General features: G+C 71.5%; 11 protein-coding genes. 10 read left to right on the plus strand and 1 reads right to left on the minus strand.

The features are described from left to right. Window positions 1-12 precede the first annotated feature (12 nt). The gene (locus ABNQ38_RS00100) at window positions 13-1,440 is read right to left on the minus strand and encodes a methyltransferase domain-containing protein (RefSeq protein WP_377805074.1); all 1,428 of its coding nucleotides are present in this window, start codon (window positions 1,438-1,440) and stop codon (window positions 13-15) included. Between the two features lie 159 nt (window positions 1,441-1,599). On the opposite strand from ABNQ38_RS00100, the gene ABNQ38_RS00105 reads away from it, so the two are divergent. From ABNQ38_RS00105 to ABNQ38_RS00150, 10 genes are all read left to right on the plus strand, one after another. After that, on the plus strand, window positions 1,600-2,376 hold the full coding sequence (locus ABNQ38_RS00105) for a hypothetical protein (RefSeq protein WP_377805075.1): 777 nt from the start codon (window positions 1,600-1,602) through the stop codon (window positions 2,374-2,376). Window positions 2,377-2,379: 3 nt separating this feature from the next. Then, window positions 2,380-4,308: a hypothetical protein gene (locus ABNQ38_RS00110; RefSeq protein WP_377805076.1), complete on the plus strand. Its 1,929-nt coding sequence runs from the start codon at window positions 2,380-2,382 to the stop codon at window positions 4,306-4,308. Beyond that, the gene (locus ABNQ38_RS00115; protein WP_377805077.1) at window positions 4,305-6,329 is read left to right on the plus strand and encodes a PP2C family protein-serine/threonine phosphatase; all 2,025 of its coding nucleotides are present in this window, start codon (window positions 4,305-4,307) and stop codon (window positions 6,327-6,329) included. Before ABNQ38_RS00110 ends, ABNQ38_RS00115 begins: the two co-directional genes overlap by 4 nt. Continuing rightward, window positions 6,326-6,928 carry a lytic transglycosylase domain-containing protein gene (locus ABNQ38_RS00120; RefSeq protein WP_377805078.1) on the plus strand — a complete coding sequence of 201 codons (603 nt, stop codon included), beginning with the start codon at window positions 6,326-6,328 and terminating at the stop codon, window positions 6,926-6,928. The genes ABNQ38_RS00115 and ABNQ38_RS00120 overlap by 4 nt, the downstream gene beginning before the upstream one ends. Beyond that, window positions 6,925-7,482, plus strand: coding sequence for an SPOR domain-containing protein (locus tag ABNQ38_RS00125; protein WP_377805079.1), 558 nt, complete (start codon window positions 6,925-6,927; stop codon window positions 7,480-7,482). The genes ABNQ38_RS00120 and ABNQ38_RS00125 overlap by 4 nt, the downstream gene beginning before the upstream one ends. Window positions 7,483-7,738: 256 nt before the next feature. Then, complete coding sequence (locus ABNQ38_RS00130; RefSeq protein WP_377805080.1) at window positions 7,739-8,530, plus strand: SPOR domain-containing protein; 792 nt, start codon at window positions 7,739-7,741, stop codon at window positions 8,528-8,530. Then, a complete protein-coding gene (locus tag ABNQ38_RS00135) occupies window positions 8,530-8,979 on the plus strand; it encodes a hypothetical protein (protein WP_098735796.1) in 450 nt (149 codons plus the stop codon). Before ABNQ38_RS00130 ends, ABNQ38_RS00135 begins: the two co-directional genes overlap by 1 nt. A 27-nt stretch (window positions 8,980-9,006) precedes the next feature. Continuing rightward, complete coding sequence (gene tssK / locus ABNQ38_RS00140) at window positions 9,007-10,350, plus strand: type VI secretion system baseplate subunit TssK (RefSeq protein WP_377805081.1); 1,344 nt, start codon at window positions 9,007-9,009, stop codon at window positions 10,348-10,350. Window positions 10,351-10,366: 16 nt separating this feature from the next. Then, window positions 10,367-11,263 carry a DotU family type IV/VI secretion system protein gene (locus ABNQ38_RS00145; RefSeq protein WP_377805082.1) on the plus strand — a complete coding sequence of 299 codons (897 nt, stop codon included), beginning with the start codon at window positions 10,367-10,369 and terminating at the stop codon, window positions 11,261-11,263. 21 nt (window positions 11,264-11,284) lie between these two features. Beyond that, window positions 11,285-15,535 (plus strand): type VI secretion protein IcmF/TssM N-terminal domain-containing protein, encoded by a 4,251-nt coding sequence (locus ABNQ38_RS00150; RefSeq protein ID WP_377805083.1) that lies wholly within the window; start codon window positions 11,285-11,287, stop codon window positions 15,533-15,535. Window positions 15,536-15,541 lie beyond the last annotated feature (6 nt).

Raw genomic sequence — 15,541 nt, forward strand, 5'->3', positions numbered from 1 at the left:
CGCGCCGCCCGGTCAATGCACGGCATGAGGAAGCCGCTGGAACATGCAGAGATAGCCGTGGACCGGAACCGACGCTTCGGTGCGCAGGATCACGTTGTCGATGGTCCTGGCGCGGAACAGGCCGCGCGCGCTGCTTCGCAGATGGTCGAGGCCATGGACGTAACGGCCGCTCGGCGTCAGCCGGTATCCCGGCTCCTCCTGCCGCTCCACGGTGAAAGCGAGCAGCCCGCCCGGTTCCAGCACCCCCGCCGCCGCCCGGAAGACCTCCGTCAGGTCGCCGATGTAGCAAAGCACATCCGCGCTGACGACGGCATCGAAGCGTTCGTCGGTTCCGGTCATGAACTGGACGAGTTCGGCCTGCGCCAGCAGGTCGTAGAGGCTGCGGTCGCGCGCCTTGTCCAGCATGCGCGCCGACAGATCGACCCCGACCAGCCGGGATGCCGCCGGACGCAGGATCGGCCCGCACAGGCCGGTGCCGCAGCCGATGTCGAGGATCCGCGCACTGTCATCCGCCGACAATGCTGCGGGCAGGGCAGCGACCGCGGTGCGTGCGACGATCTCATGCGCCTTGTACTGGAGCGTCTTGACCAGATGCTCGTCGAAACGGTCGGCATAGGAATCGAACACGTTGGCGACATAGGCCTCCGGCGCCTTGGCCGAGGTCGTTCCGGCGATGGCGTGGACGAGGTGGGTCAGAACCGTGTCGTCCGGATTGAGCTCCATCGCCCGGCGGTACACCGCCAGCGCTTCGTCGCGGTGATTGCGGTTCACCAGCAGCGATCCCAGCACGATCAGCGATTCCCGCCGCAACGGGTCGAGCGCCGCCCCGCGGCGCGCGGCGGACAGGGCCTCCGCCGACCGGCCGACGGCATCCAGCGCCTGGGCCTGCACCGCCAGGACTTCCGTGCCCGCCGGATCAAGGGCGAGCGCGGCGCGGCATACGGGCAGGGCCTCCGCCGGCGCCTGGTCCTTGAACAGGGCCATGGCGCGTAGGGCATGCATTGCCGAGTGGTCCGGGCGCAACTTGGCCGCCTGCTCGGCGGCGAGAGCGGCGTCGCGGTAGCGGTTCTGGGCCAGCAGGATGCGGGCGAGGTTGGCGAACGCCTCGGGATAGTCTGGGCGGTGGCGCAGCGCGGCGGCGCAGGCGAGCAGCGCCTCGTCCAACCGGCCCATGCCGCGCAGCGCGACCGCGAGGTTGTTGTAGGGCATCGGCCAGTCGGGTTGCGCGGCGATGGCGTCGCCGAACAAATCGGCGGCCTCGGCGAAGCACCCCTGGCGGAGCAGGGCCGTGCCGTCCTCCACCTTCGCCCGGATTTCGTCCGGGATCTCGCGGGCTTGGAATGAGGGGGGGTGGAGAGACGGGGCATGACGGGGAGAGGGTGTTCCGGCGACACTTGGCTGCGCCATTGCGGGCGCCATTGCGGCGGACGCTTCGTCCATGGCGGTCCCCTCCGAGAAAGACTGATATTCCGGCCTATGCCGTGACAAAGGGCATACCGCACCCCCGATGCCGCCGCAAAAGCAGATCGAACCAACATGGGCCAATCTTCAGGGGCTCCGGCGCCGGAATCCGGCTATAGCCGAACCAGGAGGCCAGCCATGCTCTTCGGTTTCGGGCGCCTTGCATTCGTCCTGTGGCTCTGCGCGGTCGGCGGTCAGGTCTTCACCCTGTTCGCCTTCCACAACGCGGTGGCCGAGGCTCACACCAGCGAGATCGCCGCGCGGCTTTCGGCGTTGACGAACCGCGTCGCCGCGGCCGCCGCGGAACGCGCCACCATCGGAATTCCGCTGGCCCACCAGACCGACCTCCAGCGCCGCATCGAGCTGGCGACCGGCGTCGGCAGCGGCGTGGCGCTGCATGTCGTCGACGCGCGCGGCACGGTGCTTTTCAGCACCGCGCGGGAAATGGTCGGCGCGACGGTTCCGGCCTCGTGGATCGGCATCGTCGCAGCCGCTCCGGCGGATCCGTGGAGCCACGAGGGGCGCGACGGCGTGGTCATCGGCGTGCCGGTGCTCGACGCCCTGGGGGCGGTGGGCGGCGCCATTCTCGGCCATGCGGCGCAGGAGGATGCGCGGGTCGAGGTGCTGACGGCGCTGCGCGAGACGGCGACGGTCACCCTTGTGTTCCTGATGCTGGTCGCCGTGCTGGCGGCGCTGGGCACCCGCCTGCTGGTCGGGGAGACCCATCGTTCCGTTTTGAAGCTAAAGGCGTTCTACGAGGCGCAGTGCCAGAGGCTGATGGGGGCGGAGCCCGCCAACGCCGAGACGCGCCCGGCGGGGCAGGCCCTGGGCGTGGTGCTGCACGGTCTGGAGCAGGCCGAGGAACAGGCGGCGCGCATCGACGATGCGCCACCCCGCGGCACATCGGGAGCATAACCAATGCTGTTTGGATCCGAGCACCCGGTCCGCCGCTTCGTGCCCCTGCTGGTTGCGGTCGTCGTCATTCCGTGGATCGCCACGCTGGCGGCGGCGCTGGTCGGCGCCGCCAATCTGGCCGACCGCGGCACGGCGACGCGCACCGACATCGTCGGCCAGGCCCTGGTGCAGGACCTCGAAAAGGCGCTCGGCCTCGGGCTGCCGCTCAACCGTCTGGCCGGCATGGACGATTACCTGGAGGAACTCTCCGACATCGTTCCCGAGATCGAGCTGGTGCTGATCGCCGACGCCGATGGGAAGACGCTGTTCCAGAAGGCGACCACCGGTCGGCCGGACCTGTCGGCGCGCCTGTCCCCGGCCGAGACCGACTGGTCGGCCTTCCACCTGTCGGTGCAGCGTTATCCCCTGCGGACCGGGGCGACGCAGTCCGGCGAGGTGATCCTCGGCCGGAAGGCCCTGGCGCAGCCGGCGAACACCCGGCGCATCCTCATCGATTTCGCGGTGGCGCTGACCATCGCGCTGACGGGCGGGTCTCTGCTTCTCCGCATGCTCGTGCACACGCAGCTGGTCGCGCCGCTCGGCTATGCTAGCGGGCTCGACGCGGTGGTGGCCCGGCGCGTCTATGACCGGATCGCTCCGCCGGTGGACCAAAGCCTGATCGGCGGCCTGCTGGCGGAAATGAACCGGCTGGTGATCGGCGTCAACGACCGCTTCGCCCGCGCGCACGCCTACCTGACCGAGGTGCGGGACCTCAGCTTCAATCCGGATGCGGCGGCGGAGGTCGAGCCCCTGATCGTCCGCATCGAGCGGCTGGGCCACTTCTCGCCCGACCGGCTCGCGGCGCTGCCGCCCGTCGCGGGCAACCCGCTGCCGCATGCCGTTGTCTTCTTCGCCGCGGTGGCCCTGTCCATCCTCGCCGGCGTCGCCGCCCAGCGCCTGCCCCTCGATACCGCTCTGGCCGCCACGGCGCTGGGCATCGCCCTGGCGGCCCCCTTCGCCCGCATCGTCGGGCGGTACGGGCTGGCGGTGACGCTCGCCGCGCTGGTGGCCTGGGGTGTGACCACCCTGTCGGACCCCGGCCGCGACCTGCTGCTCGCCGCGGCGGTTCTGGGCGGCATCGGCGCCGGCCTGTCGGTCCAGACCATCCGCCCGATCCTCGACACGCTCGGCGCCGACCTTGGGGTGTCGGCCACCGGGGGGCTGGTCGCCGGGGCGGGAATTTCCATCCTGTGCACCGCGAGCATCGGCACCGGACCGGTCATGGGCATCGGCGCCCTGTCGGCCGCCATCGGCCTGCTGGTCGCCCTGCGCGTGGAACGCGTCGCGTCGGCGCGCCGGGCTCCCCTGATTCTGCGCCAGATCTTCACCCTCGACCGTTGGTGGAGCGGCGGACGGCCCGCGCCGAAGGGCTGGGCGCTGTGGCTGGTCACCGGCCTTGCCCTGACCTACGCCGCCATGCCGCAGGTGGCCGGCACCCCCGGTGTCCGCCAGGGCGCGGAGTTCATCTGGTTCCACGGCGGTGCCGCGTGGCTGGCGGCGATTGCGGTGGTGGCGCTCTCGCCCCGGCCGGCGGCCGCCGTGCTGCTGTCCTTGTCCGCCACCGCCCTGGCGGCCGGCGCGTTGGCGTTGGGGGCCGCCGCGGCCGGGCCGGGCTCGGCGCTGGCCGTCGCCGCGGCGCTCGGTGCCGGGCATGCCGCGCTGGCGGCGAGTGGCGAGAATGGCGGTCTGGTCGCGCTGCGCGGAGCGATGGCGCTTCTGGCCGGAATGGGGCTGCCGCTGCTGCTCGGTGGCAATGCCGGCGTCGCCGCGGCCTCGGCCGGGCTGGTGGTGACGGTCGCCCTGCTGCCGCCCATCGCGCTTGCGCTGCGGCGCGTCCTGCTGGACCGCCGGACCGTGCCGGCCGCCGCGGCGGAGGGGAGTGCGGCGGCATGAGAACGAACATTATGGGAGCTGGTTTGGGCGGGCGGATGTTCGTCTTCGCCGCCGGTGCGGTGCTGGCGGTGCTTGCCACGGCGGTCCTGTTCTCCGTGCTGTGGGGCGACCGCACCGCGGAGCGCCGTGTGGCGGAGGAGACCCGTGTCGCCCAGCGGCTTTGGGAAAGCCTGATGGAGGAGGAGGCCGTCGTCATGCAGCGGGCGGCCGCCGACCCGCTGCTGGTCGCGGCGATGGACCGCAACAACGGCCAGGCCGCAGCGGCCCGGTTGCCGTTGCTTGGCTTTTCCTCAGCGGCGCTGGTCAACAGCGTCGGGCAGCCGCTGATATCGGTGCCGGCGCCGACCGACATGCGCCTCATCGACGAACGGCGGGTCGCCCAGGTGCTGGCGCAGAACGATGCCTACACCGGCCTCGTCGTCGTCGGTGGTGCCGTGCAGCACATGGTGGCAGCACCCTTCGGCGAGGCCCGGCCGGCCGACCGTGTCGTCCTCGCGCTGCGCACCGTGCAGCCGAGCCTGACGGTCCTTGCCCGCGTCCTCGGCGGCTCAGCCTATCTGGTCGACGGCAACGGCGCGCTTTACGACCGCGCCGGGGCCCTGCCCTGGGAGGACATCCAGCCGTCCCTGGGTGGCGGCGGGGACCACGCCAAGGTCCACCGATCCGGCCGCAGTTTCGAGGTCCGCACTCTTCGCCTCGCCGATCCTGCCGGCGGCAACACGCTGGCACTGGTCGTGGCGCGTGAATCCACGCTGGAGGACATGGCGACCAGCCTGTTCGACACCAGCGCCATCCTGGTGCTGATGACCGTGCTGGCGGCCAGCCTGTTCGGGCTGGAGTGGTTTTTCCGCCGCTCCCTGGCGCCGATCCACGCGTCGCTTTCCGCGCTGTCGGCGCTGGCCGACGGCAACACCAACGTGGCGGTGCTGGGCGCCGAGCGCAACGACGAGGCGGGTCGGCTCGCCCGCACGGTGGAGGTGTTCCGCAACCGCAGCCGCGCCCTTCAGGATGCCGAGGCGCGGCGTGGCCGCCATTGGCTGCGTCAGCAGTCCTTCATTCGCAAGCAGATGCTGCGCATGGCCGAAACCCTGCCCGACCAGGGCCGGGTGGAACTGCTGGGGGATCTGGACCGCATCGAGTCCGTCACCGGCCGCGGCGATGGGGCGGGCGGTCTGGCGGTCGCCTTCGAGGTGATGGCCGAGCGCGTGCGCAGCCAGCACGCCGCCCTGGACGGCATGGTGGTGCAGCTTCGCGCCTCGCTCGACACCAAGACCGAACTGGTGGAACTGCAAAAGCAGTTCGAGATCGCCCGCCGCATGCAGGAGGCGATCCTGCCTGCCGGCCTGCCGGCCCGCCCCGATCTGGCGGCGGCCGGGCTGCTGCTGCCGGCGGCGGAGTTCGACGGGAGCTTCTACGACTTCTTCCTGGCCGACGACGACACGCTGGTGGTCCTGCTGGGCCAGGTATCGGGTGGTGGTCTGGCCGGCGGCTTTATGACGGTGACCGCCCGCACCGCCGTGCGCGCGCTGGCCTCCGCCGGGCTCGGTCCGGGGGCCTGCCTGACCGGCGCCAACCGCCTTCTCGCCGCCGACAATGCGGCGGGGCTGCGGATCGGGCTGGCGATGGGCGTGGTGACCCTGCGCAATCGCCGCTTCGTCTTCGCCGGTGCCGGCGTGCCGGCCCCCTTCCTGGCCCGCCGTCTGGGCGACGTTGTCGACCTGCCGGTGGCGGAGAACCTGCCGTTGGGGCTGGATGCCGGCCTGACGGTCGCCGAGACCGCATTCGACCTGCCGGTGCCGAGCACGCTGGTTCTGTGCGGCTCGGGTCTGCTCGACGGCACCAACCGCTTCGACGTGCCGTTCGGCCGCACCCACATGGGCGATGTGCTGAGCGGTCTCGACGATCTTTCGGCCGACAGCACGGTCGCCGCCGTGCAGGCGGCGCTGTTCGAGCATGCAGGCGGCCGCACCGTTCCGATGGCGCGCGACCGCACCTGCCTCGCCGTACGGGTGCGGGCATGACGGCCGGCATGCTTGCCCGAGCCGCAGCGGCGGCGCTCGCCCTTCTCGTGCTGCTCGCTCTCCCTGGGGCCGCGCGGGCGCAGCACCCATGCGAGAGCTACTTCGCGGCGAACGAGGCGGCCTATGGCATCCCCACCGGCATCCTGCACGCCATCGGCATGACCGAGTCCGGCCGCGGCGGCGCGACCTGGCCCTGGGCGCTGAACCTGGGCGGCGCCCCGGCCTTTCCGGCAAGCCGAGGCGAGGCGCTGGCGCTGATGGGCGACGGGGCAGGGTCGTTGCGCCTCGACATGGCGGTCGGTTGCATGCAGGTGCACACGCGCTGGCATTCGCACGCCTTCCGCTTCGGCGAGGATATTCTCGACCCGGCGACCAATGTCGCCTATGCGGCGGCCTTCCTGCGCCTGCTCTATGACCGCCATGGCTCCTGGACCGAGGCGGTGCGCCGTTACCATGCCGGTGCCGGCAACACCCAGGCGCAGGACGTCTACCTGTGCCGGGTGCTGGGCTGGCGGGTCCGTCTCGGCTACCAGCGCGAGACCTCGGCGATGGACGGCCTGTGCGCCGCTGCCCGGACCGTCTCGGCGGAGGGGCGATGAAGAAGGTCCTCCTCGCCGTGCTGGTCCTGCTGCTGTTGGTGGTGGCGTTCGGTGGCGGTTACTATCTGGCCGGCGGCGGGCTTCCGGGTGTCACCGCCCAAGCCGCCAAGGACGCTTCGGCGCCGGCAGGAGGTGCCGCAGGGGCGGCCAACGGCATTGCTCCGGCCGGCGCCCCGGCCGAAGCGAAGAGCGCGGACGGGAAAGACGCCAAGGATGCGAAGGGCGCTCCCAAGGAGACCTCGCCGCCCGACATCCCGGTGAGGCCCGCGGCGGCAACGGCCAAGGGCGGCACGGTCTACGCCGTCGAACTGGGTGTCTTCCGCTCGCCCGACAATGCGAAGGCCTTTGCCGGCGTGATGCAGGAGCGCGGTCTGCCCGTGTCCATCGTCGAGACGCTCGACGCCGGCGGACGGCCCTGGCTGCGCGTGCGCGCCGGCAGCTTCGCCGACCTGTGGCAGGCGGAGGCGCGCCGGCCGGAGTATGAGCGGGTGGCGGGGATCGGCGGCGTGGTGGTCGGCGAGACATCCCCTGCCGCTGCCGCCGCCCCGCCGTGACCGGCGGCCGTTCGCGACCTGTCGCGGAAGTTGAATGCTCCACATTGGATGTATGCCTCAACCCCGCGGAAACGCATGGGATGCGGACTTTCGCCCATGCCGGAAATAGGCCTTCGGGACAGCGTCCCGTCCACCCCTGCGGACTACGCCAGAACGAACCAGACAGAGGGCGTGATTCCGGCGGCTTGATGCTTCAATTGCCACGATCCGGGCCGACGGGCTCTCGGAACAGGATTTCGCTCGGGATGCGATGGCGATGACGACGATTACGCTGGGGCGGGGACAGGTGGCCGGGCTGGCCATCGGCGTTGTCGTGCTCATGGTTGTCGCCGTGCTGCTGGGCGTCGGGATCGCCGTGGCGACGATGGGGCCGGGGCCGGCCACGCAGGTCGCCGCCGGCCCCGGTGCCGCGCCGGGTGCCGCCCCTGCTGGCGAAGGCCGGTTTGCCGGCGTCGCCGACACCGTCGGAATGAGCGCCATCTCTCGCCGGTTCGAGACCGAACAGGCGGTCAAGGCCACCGCCGACCGCGCCGCGGACACCGTCTCGGGCGTGGCGGAGAGTGTGCTGGACCCGGTCGCCCACGGCACGCTCGCCGCCGCCGGCCGCTTCCTTCCGTCCTGGATGGCCGCTCCGATGGCCAAGTCGGTGAACCGCGCCTCCTTCCAGGCGCGCAGCAAGCTGTCCTACGGCGTCGAGAACAGCGTCGAGGAGCGTCTCTTCAACGGGCTCGATCAGGTGTCCGGGCAAGGACAAGGGGGGCAAGGAACGAAGGCGGGCGACCCGGCCCCCGTCCGCAGCTTCGCGGTCGAGCTGGGCCGCTTCGCCAATCAGGTCAATGCCGAGAGCTTCGCCGATGCCGCCGGCCAGCGGGGCGTTTCCGCCGCCGTCTCCTACGCGCCCGACGGCGGGGCCACGACGCCCTACGCCGTGCGCAGCGGCCGTTTCGCCACCACCGACGAGGCGACCGCCGCCGCGGACGCCATCAAGCGGTCCAGCGGCGTCGCCGGAACAGTCGTCACCCTAGCCGAGCCGGGAGGACGGTCCTGATGTCCCTTCGACGTTCCCATGCTGCCCTCGCCATCCCCCTGGCCCTTCTTCTGCTTCTCGGCGCCTGTGCCGACAAGCCGGCGGCCTGGCTGAACACCGTGTCTTTCACCGTGGCACCCGCCGCCAACGACAGCACGCCGGTCGCCATCGACGTGGTGTCGATCCGCGACAAGGCTCTGGTCGATCAGCTCACCGCCCTCACCGCCGCCGACTGGTTCGCCAAGCGCGAGCAGTACCGGCGCGACCATCCCTCGACCCTGGACATCGCAAGCTGGGAACTGGTGCCCGGCCAGAAGCTCGACGCCCAGCTTCCGTCGGACCGCGAGGCGGCCTGGGCGATCCTTGTCTATGCCAACTACGCCACCCCCGGACCGCACCGCCTGCGCGTGCCCGACACGCGCACGCTTTCCCTTTCCGTCGGCGACAAGGATGTCGAACTTGCTCCCTGACGTATCCGCCATTCACCGGAGGCCGGCATGACCGAGGCACGCGACATTCCCGAGGCCATCGCCTGGCACGACGGCATGCTGCTGGCCCCGCAGCATTTCCAGCAGCAGGCTCTGCGCAACGAGCGGCTGCTGACCTACCACGCCGGCCATGCCCGTCCCTTCCACTGGGGCGTCGTGCATTTCCAGGTGGACCGCGTCAATCTGGTGTCCGGTCTGGTGCGCATCCGCGAGCTTGAGGCGATCATGCCCGACGGGCTGATCGTCCATCATGCCGGCGACAGCACCGAGCCGCTGGAGGTGGACATCTCCGCCTATGCCGACCCGGTCGGCCAGACGCAGATCACCATCCATCTGGTCATCCCGCAGGCGCTGGCGGACCGGGCCCCCGGTCCCGGCGAGATCTCCCGCTTCCTCTCGGTGGAGGGGCGTCCGGTCCCCGACCTGAACGGCGGCGAGGAGGTAGCCATCGCCCGCCTGCGCCCGCGCCTGGGACTGTTCGCCACCACCGGTCCGAACCAGAAGCCGCCGCAGAAATTCGTGTCGATGCCGGTGGCCCAGGCGACCTTCCGCAACGACGCCTTCGTGCTGACCGACTTCGTGCCGCCGACGCTGTCGGTGACCGCCAACTCGGCGCTCGGCCGCCTGGGCGGCGAGATCGTGCGGCGCGTGCGCGAGAAGGCGCTGTTCCTGGCTGAACGCTCCGGCGTCGGCACCGGCAACGCCGCGACCGAGCTGGCCGATGCCGCCCGTACGGAAATCCGCAGCCTCGTCACCGGACTGCCGCCGCTGGAGGCGCAGCTCGCCGTCGGCGTCTGCCATCCCTTCGATGTCTATCTCTCGCTGTGCACGCTGGCCGGCCACCTCTCGGCCTTCGCCAACGGCGCCGTGCCGGCCAAGCTGTCGCGCTACGACCATGACGACCCGATGTCGGCCTATGGCGAGGTGCGCGACTTCATCCTGCGCATGATCGACCGCGTCAAGGAGGGTGTCGCCCGCATCCCCTTCACCTTCGAGGCCGGGATGTTCGGTCTGGTGATGGAGGAGGCCTGGCTGAAGGGACGTCTGGTCATCGGCGTGCGCGGCCCTGCCGCCGCGACCGTGGGCGAGGTCGCGGCCTGGATGGAGAACTGCATCGTCGCCTCCCATTCCAAGCTGGAGACGCTTTCCGGCCTGCGGGTGAAGGGAGCCGACCGCATCGCGCTCGACGACAGCGGCGAATCCGGCGTCGCCGCACCGCGCGGCGTCGTGCCGTTCGAGGTGGTGGTGGACCCCCGCTACATCGTCCCCGGCGAGCGGCTGGAAATCTGGAACCCTGACAGCATCGGCAGCCGGTTCCGGCCCGCCGAGATCACGCTGTTCGTCACGGCCTGAGCTGAGGATTGGCACGATGCTTCACCGCCGGGATCTGGTCGATCACTTCCTCGCCTTCGCCCGCGAGATCCAGCAGCACCGTGCGGCGATCCGCGCCGGCCGCCCGGCTGCCGCTGCCGCCGCCGGTTCCGGGGCGGAGGCGACTGAAAGCCTGCCGGCCTTCCTGAACGAGGACGTGCTTGCCCTGTCGGCCATGCATGCGCCTGCCGGCTTCGCGGCCCGGCCGGGGATGGGCGCGGCCCCGCCGGCGCTGTCCCTCGAACCCGATGCGGAGATCGTCATCCGCCGCCTCCAGGATTTTCTGGAAGCCCAGGCGGCGCAGGTCGCGCGCACCGGCACCGAACTGATGATCAGCCAGTACCGCGAGGCGCAATACGCCATGGCGGCGCTGGCCGACGACCTGTTCATCCACGACGTGGAGTGGAACGGGCGGGAGGTCTGGCGTTCCGCGCTGCTGGAGCAGGCGCTGTTCCGCACCCGGCTTGCCGGCGAGCGCGTGTTCGACCGCATGGAGGCGCTGCTGGCCAGCAATGATCGCCGGCTGTCGCAGCTCGCCGCGGTTTACCTGCTGCTGCTGGGGCTGGGCTTCAAGGGCCGTTACCGCGAGCCCGGCGGTGCCGTGCAGCTGCGCAGCATCTCCGCCCGCCTTTTCGAGTTCATCGCCGGACGTGAGTCCGAGCTTGCGCCCGGCCTGCTGCCGGCCGGGCGCACGCTGATCCCGTCCGCCTACGCCCACACCATGACCGACGGGCAGATGCGCACGCTGGCGCGCGGCGTCCGCTGGCCGGTCGTGCTGGCCGCCCTGGCCGGGGCGTGGCTGGTCGTCGGTCAGGCGATGTGGTGGGTGACGACCGCGAACCTGTCGAGTGCGGCGGACGCGGTGATGCAGGCGTCCGTCCGCGTGACGCGCTGAGCCGGGGCTGGGAGAGGGACCATGGATATTCTCGGCACCGTCCTGACGGGCATCGCGCAGAACCAGCTGTGGTTCTTCGCAGCGCTTCTGCTGGTCGTCCTCGTCATCATCGCCGTCATGGCGGTGATCCTGCTGCGCGCCGGCCGCCGGCCGGCGGAGCCGCCGCCCGAGGTGAAGGCCCTGCCGGCGCCCGAGAGCGCCGATCCCGCCGGGGCGCCCGGTACGCCGGGAGTGCCCGCGGCGCTGCCCATCGTCGGCGGGCGCGACCTCCGCCGCCTGTTCCGCGAAGGCCTCGCCGCCTATCGTGAAACCCTGTCGCGCAACGTCTATCTGGTGCCGTGGTACCTGCGCACCGGCGTCGTTCCCGGCGACGACGGCGGCCTGCTGACCTGCGCCGAGGAGGTGCGGCCGCCGGTGGAGTCCAAGGACCGGCCCTTCGGCTTCCACTGGCGCTTCTACGACCGGGCGGTGGTGATCGACATCGACGACGCGCGGGTGGCGTGGAAGGGCGTGCTCGACCAGCTCGCCCGCCATCGGGTCATGATGCCGGCCGACGGCGTGATCCTGACCATCCCGCTGGAGGAGCTTGAGGACGTGCGCCGCGCCGCGGCGCGCGGCACCGAGCTTTACGCCCGCCTGTGGGAGATCCAGCGCACGCTCGGGCTTGCGCTGCCGGTCTATGTGGTGGTCACCGGCTGCGACACCATTCCCGGCTTCCCGCTGCTGGCCGATGCGCTGCCCGAGCCCCTGCGCGACGGCATGCTCGGCTGGTCGTCGCCCTACGCGCTTGAGACGGTGTTCACCCCCGACGTCGTCGGCGAGGCGCTCCAGTCCGTCGCCGCCGGCATGCTGGCCCTCCAGCTCGAAGTCTTCGGCGCGGCAGCGCGGGAGGACGGGGCGCAGATCGTGGCGCTGACCGACCGGCTGACCGGGACGGAGGCGGCCCTGCGCGCCATGCTCGGCACCGCCTTCAAGCGCACCGCCTATCAGGAAACCCTGTATGTCCGCGGTCTTTATTTCGTCGGCCAGACGGCGCCGGAGACGCCGGCCGTCTTCGGCCGCGACCTGCTGAACCGCAAGATCTTCCCCGAGGCGGGCCTGCCCAAGCCGACCCGCGCCTTCGCCGCGACCCGAACCCTGCGTCGCCATGCCTGGCCGGTCGGCACCGCCGTCGCCTCCGCCGCTGCGATCCTGCTGCTGTGGATGGGTGTGCACCGGGTGAACACGCTGTCGGATCAGCTGGTGCCGATCCTGTCGGACATCCCGGCGAACCTTCAGCAGCTTTCCGACCAGCGCGCCGCCAATCAGGCCGGCGCGCCGCTGCCGCCGACCTATGCCGATGCCGCTGCGCGGTTCGTCCAGGGCATGGCGACCCTGCCCCAGGATCCGCCCTTCAACCCGCTGCCGGCCGCCTGGATCAGCGGCGTGCCCGACGAGGTGTCCCGCGCGCTGGCGGTCGGCTATCGCCGGCTGACGCTGGCGACCATGCGCGACGTCGCCGAAGACCGGCTGCGCCGGCTGGCCCGCGACCCGCTCCGCGTCCAGATCGGTGCCGGCGAGTTCGACCGCCTGCGCGCCTTCGCCGCCGAGGTGGGCATCGCCGAAGGACTGGCCAGGGCCTACAACACCGTCGATTCCCGCGACGCCAACATGCCGCTCGACGAGGCGCTGGAATTCTCGCTGGGCTCCGCCGGAGCGCGCGGCTTCTCCGCAAGGCTGCATGGCTGGAGCGTCGACGTGCCGCCGTCGGGCGGTGCGATCCCGGCCCCCGGTCCCGGCGCGCAGCGGCCGATCGACCTGTCCGCCTATCGCGGCGACGTGACGCGCCGCTTCCGCCAGTTCGCCGACGCCTATCTGCGCGAACTCGCCATGAGCGGCCTCGCCGTGGCCCGCCTGTCGGTCGCCGCCAACGAGCTTGAACTGCTCGCCGGGGGAGCCCGCACCGGTGCCGATGCCGCGACCTCCTACGCCGAGGTGCTGGGAAGCCTGGACGAGGCCGCACGCGGCCTGAACATGGAGCGCGGCGCCTGGATCGGCACCGATGGCCCGGTGCTGCCGCCAGAGTTCGACACCCTTCTCACCCGACTGGAGAAATCGGAGCTGTTCGGGCCGTCGTTGCGCGCCGACATCATGGAGTTGGCCCAGCGCCGCTATGACGAGGCCGGATCGGGCGGAAAGTCGCTGGACTCGGTGATCGGCCGGCTGCTGGTCCAGGGCCCCAACGGCGCCCCGCGTCTGTCGCCGACGGCGGAAAGCCTCCGCCAGACTCTCACCGTCTGGTCGGCGCGCCACTTCATGCGCTCCGGCGAGGCGTCGGGCACCACGGCGGCCTCTGCGGCTGCTCCGACCAACCGCGCCGGCTGGGACCGTGCGGCGCTGGAGACGATCCCGCCGTTGCTGGAAGATTACCTGCTGTTCGATGCCAAGGAGGTGCCGCAGGCCCCGCAGATCCTGCGCGCCTCGATGCGCGCCGCGGCGCAGCACCAGCTCCGCCGCGGTGTCGAGCAGGTTCTTGCCCGCGCCCTGTCCGGCACGCCGGCCGGCGGGACCATCGACCGTGCCGGCGGGCTGACGCAGCTTCGGGAGTCTGCGCGCTCGCTGCGCCTCGCCTTCCCGGTGCTGGCCGAGACGATGCAGAGCTTCCGGCAGATCGGCCTCGCCACGCCGGCCGACGCCATCCGCGACATCGTCGCGCGGCAGGCCAACGCCGTGCTCGCCCAGGCCGACCGCATGCTGGAGGAGGATCAGCTCTACCGCCCCGATGCGCGGTCGCTGAACGCCTGGATCGACGGGCCGCTTGTTCCCGCCCAACTGTTCGGCCAGCAGAGCCCGACGGCGCTGGCCCTCTATCTCGGCAATGCGCGGCAGGAGGTGATGGCGCTGACCCGCGAGGTCGCGGCCCCGGTGGTCGAAATCCTGGAGAAGCCCGTCATGGGCGGTGGCGCGGCCTCCGGTCTCTCGGCCAAATGGTCGCGCATCGTCGCCGAGTTCGACCGTTATGAGGGCGGCCGTCCGAACAGCACGCTGGCCGCCCTGGAAAAGTTCGTCACCACCGACGTGGCCGCCATCGACGCAGCCAACTGTTGGGATAAGGCGCAGCTCGACCCGCAGGCCGGCGATTTCTTCGCCAGCCGCCTGAACGAGCTGAAGCAGTCCATCGCCGACCGCTGCCGCCTGATGGTCGACCAGCGCGTCTATCTGGGCTATGCCGAGCTTGCGACCGCCTTCAACGTCTCGCTGGCCGGCCGCTTCCCATTCGGTCCGGTCGGAGAGAACCAGGCCGACGTCGCCATGGTGCGGGCCTTCTATGACGCCTTCGATGCCCGCCAGGGCTATGTGATCGAGGGGTTGCGCCGCTCGACCCGCCTCGGCACCGCCGGTCACGACGCCCTGCGTTTCATGGAAACGATGGCGCTGGCGAAGCCGGCGCTGACGGCCGCCACCGTCACCGACCAGTCCGGCGGACTGCTGCTCGACCCGACCTTCCGCGTCAACCGTGGCCGCGAGACCGGCGGCACAAACATCATCGAGTGGAAGCTGTCCACCCCGGCCGGCACCATCGCCAACATCGGTGCGCGCTCGCCCTTGCGCTGGTACCCTGGCGACCGCGTCGCGGTGTCGCTGCGCTGGGCCAAGGACGGCAAGCTCGTTCCGGTCGCGGGCATCGGTGCATCGTCCAGCGTGGACGAAGCCACGCTGACCTTCGCCTATGAGGGGCCGTGGGCGCTGTTCGCGCTGGTCCGCCAGCACAATGCCGCGCAGCGCGACCGGCCCACCAACGCCGATACGGTCCTCCTGTTCGAGGCGCAGACCAGGCCCGTGTCGGCCGCCAGGGACGGCGAGGGCAGGGAGGTCGAGGACAAGGCCGGACGCGATGCGCCGGTCTCCCTCAGCCCGAGCCTGCGTCCCGGCACGCCGGGCCTGCCCTCCGTGCCCGAGGCGAAACGGCCGGACACGCGGGTCTTCATGGCGCTGGGCGCCAAGCGGACCGTCGTGACCGACGGCAAGCCGCCGCGCGACGAGAAGGTGGCGCTGCCCGAGCTTCCGTCGTCGGCGCCGCTGCTGGCGTCGGCCGGCGCCATGCCGCGGCCGGGCTACCCGCCGGGCTTCCCCCCGAGCTCTTCAGGGACACCGCCGGCGGGGCTGACGGGCTTCCCCTCGGCCGGCTTCGGCGGTCAGCCGGTCAACCCGACCGACCGCGCCTTCTTCGACCTCCAGGCGCCGCCGGGCGTGCCGCCGCTGCTGCGGCCGGCCAACCAGCGCGTCTACTGACGTGTC

Origin of the sequence: Azospirillum sp. A29, from assembly GCF_042604625.1 — a bacterium.
Taxonomy (GTDB): domain Bacteria; phylum Pseudomonadota; class Alphaproteobacteria; order Azospirillales; family Azospirillaceae; genus Azospirillum; species Azospirillum palustre.

What these genes read in the sequence shown, in the direction of transcription:
- ABNQ38_RS00105 (WP_377805075.1), top strand. Translation starts at nt 1,600, where the DNA reads ATGCTCTTCGGTTTCGGGCGCCTTGCATTCGTCCTGTGGCTCTGCGCG.
- ABNQ38_RS00130 (WP_377805080.1), top strand. Translation starts at nt 7,739, where the DNA reads ATGACGACGATTACGCTGGGGCGGGGACAGGTGGCCGGGCTGGCCATC.
- ABNQ38_RS00125 (WP_377805079.1), top strand. Translation starts at nt 6,925, where the DNA reads ATGAAGAAGGTCCTCCTCGCCGTGCTGGTCCTGCTGCTGTTGGTGGTG.
- ABNQ38_RS00145 (WP_377805082.1), top strand. Translation starts at nt 10,367, where the DNA reads ATGCTTCACCGCCGGGATCTGGTCGATCACTTCCTCGCCTTCGCCCGC.
- ABNQ38_RS00100 (WP_377805074.1), bottom strand. Translation starts at nt 1,440, where the DNA reads ATGGACGAAGCGTCCGCCGCAATGGCGCCCGCAATGGCGCAGCCAAGT.
- ABNQ38_RS00115 (WP_377805077.1), top strand. Translation starts at nt 4,305, where the DNA reads ATGAGAACGAACATTATGGGAGCTGGTTTGGGCGGGCGGATGTTCGTC.
- ABNQ38_RS00110 (WP_377805076.1), top strand. Translation starts at nt 2,380, where the DNA reads ATGCTGTTTGGATCCGAGCACCCGGTCCGCCGCTTCGTGCCCCTGCTG.
- ABNQ38_RS00135 (WP_098735796.1), top strand. Translation starts at nt 8,530, where the DNA reads ATGTCCCTTCGACGTTCCCATGCTGCCCTCGCCATCCCCCTGGCCCTT.
- ABNQ38_RS00150 (WP_377805083.1), top strand. Translation starts at nt 11,285, where the DNA reads ATGGATATTCTCGGCACCGTCCTGACGGGCATCGCGCAGAACCAGCTG.
- ABNQ38_RS00120 (WP_377805078.1), top strand. Translation starts at nt 6,326, where the DNA reads ATGACGGCCGGCATGCTTGCCCGAGCCGCAGCGGCGGCGCTCGCCCTT.
- tssK (WP_377805081.1), top strand. Translation starts at nt 9,007, where the DNA reads ATGACCGAGGCACGCGACATTCCCGAGGCCATCGCCTGGCACGACGGC.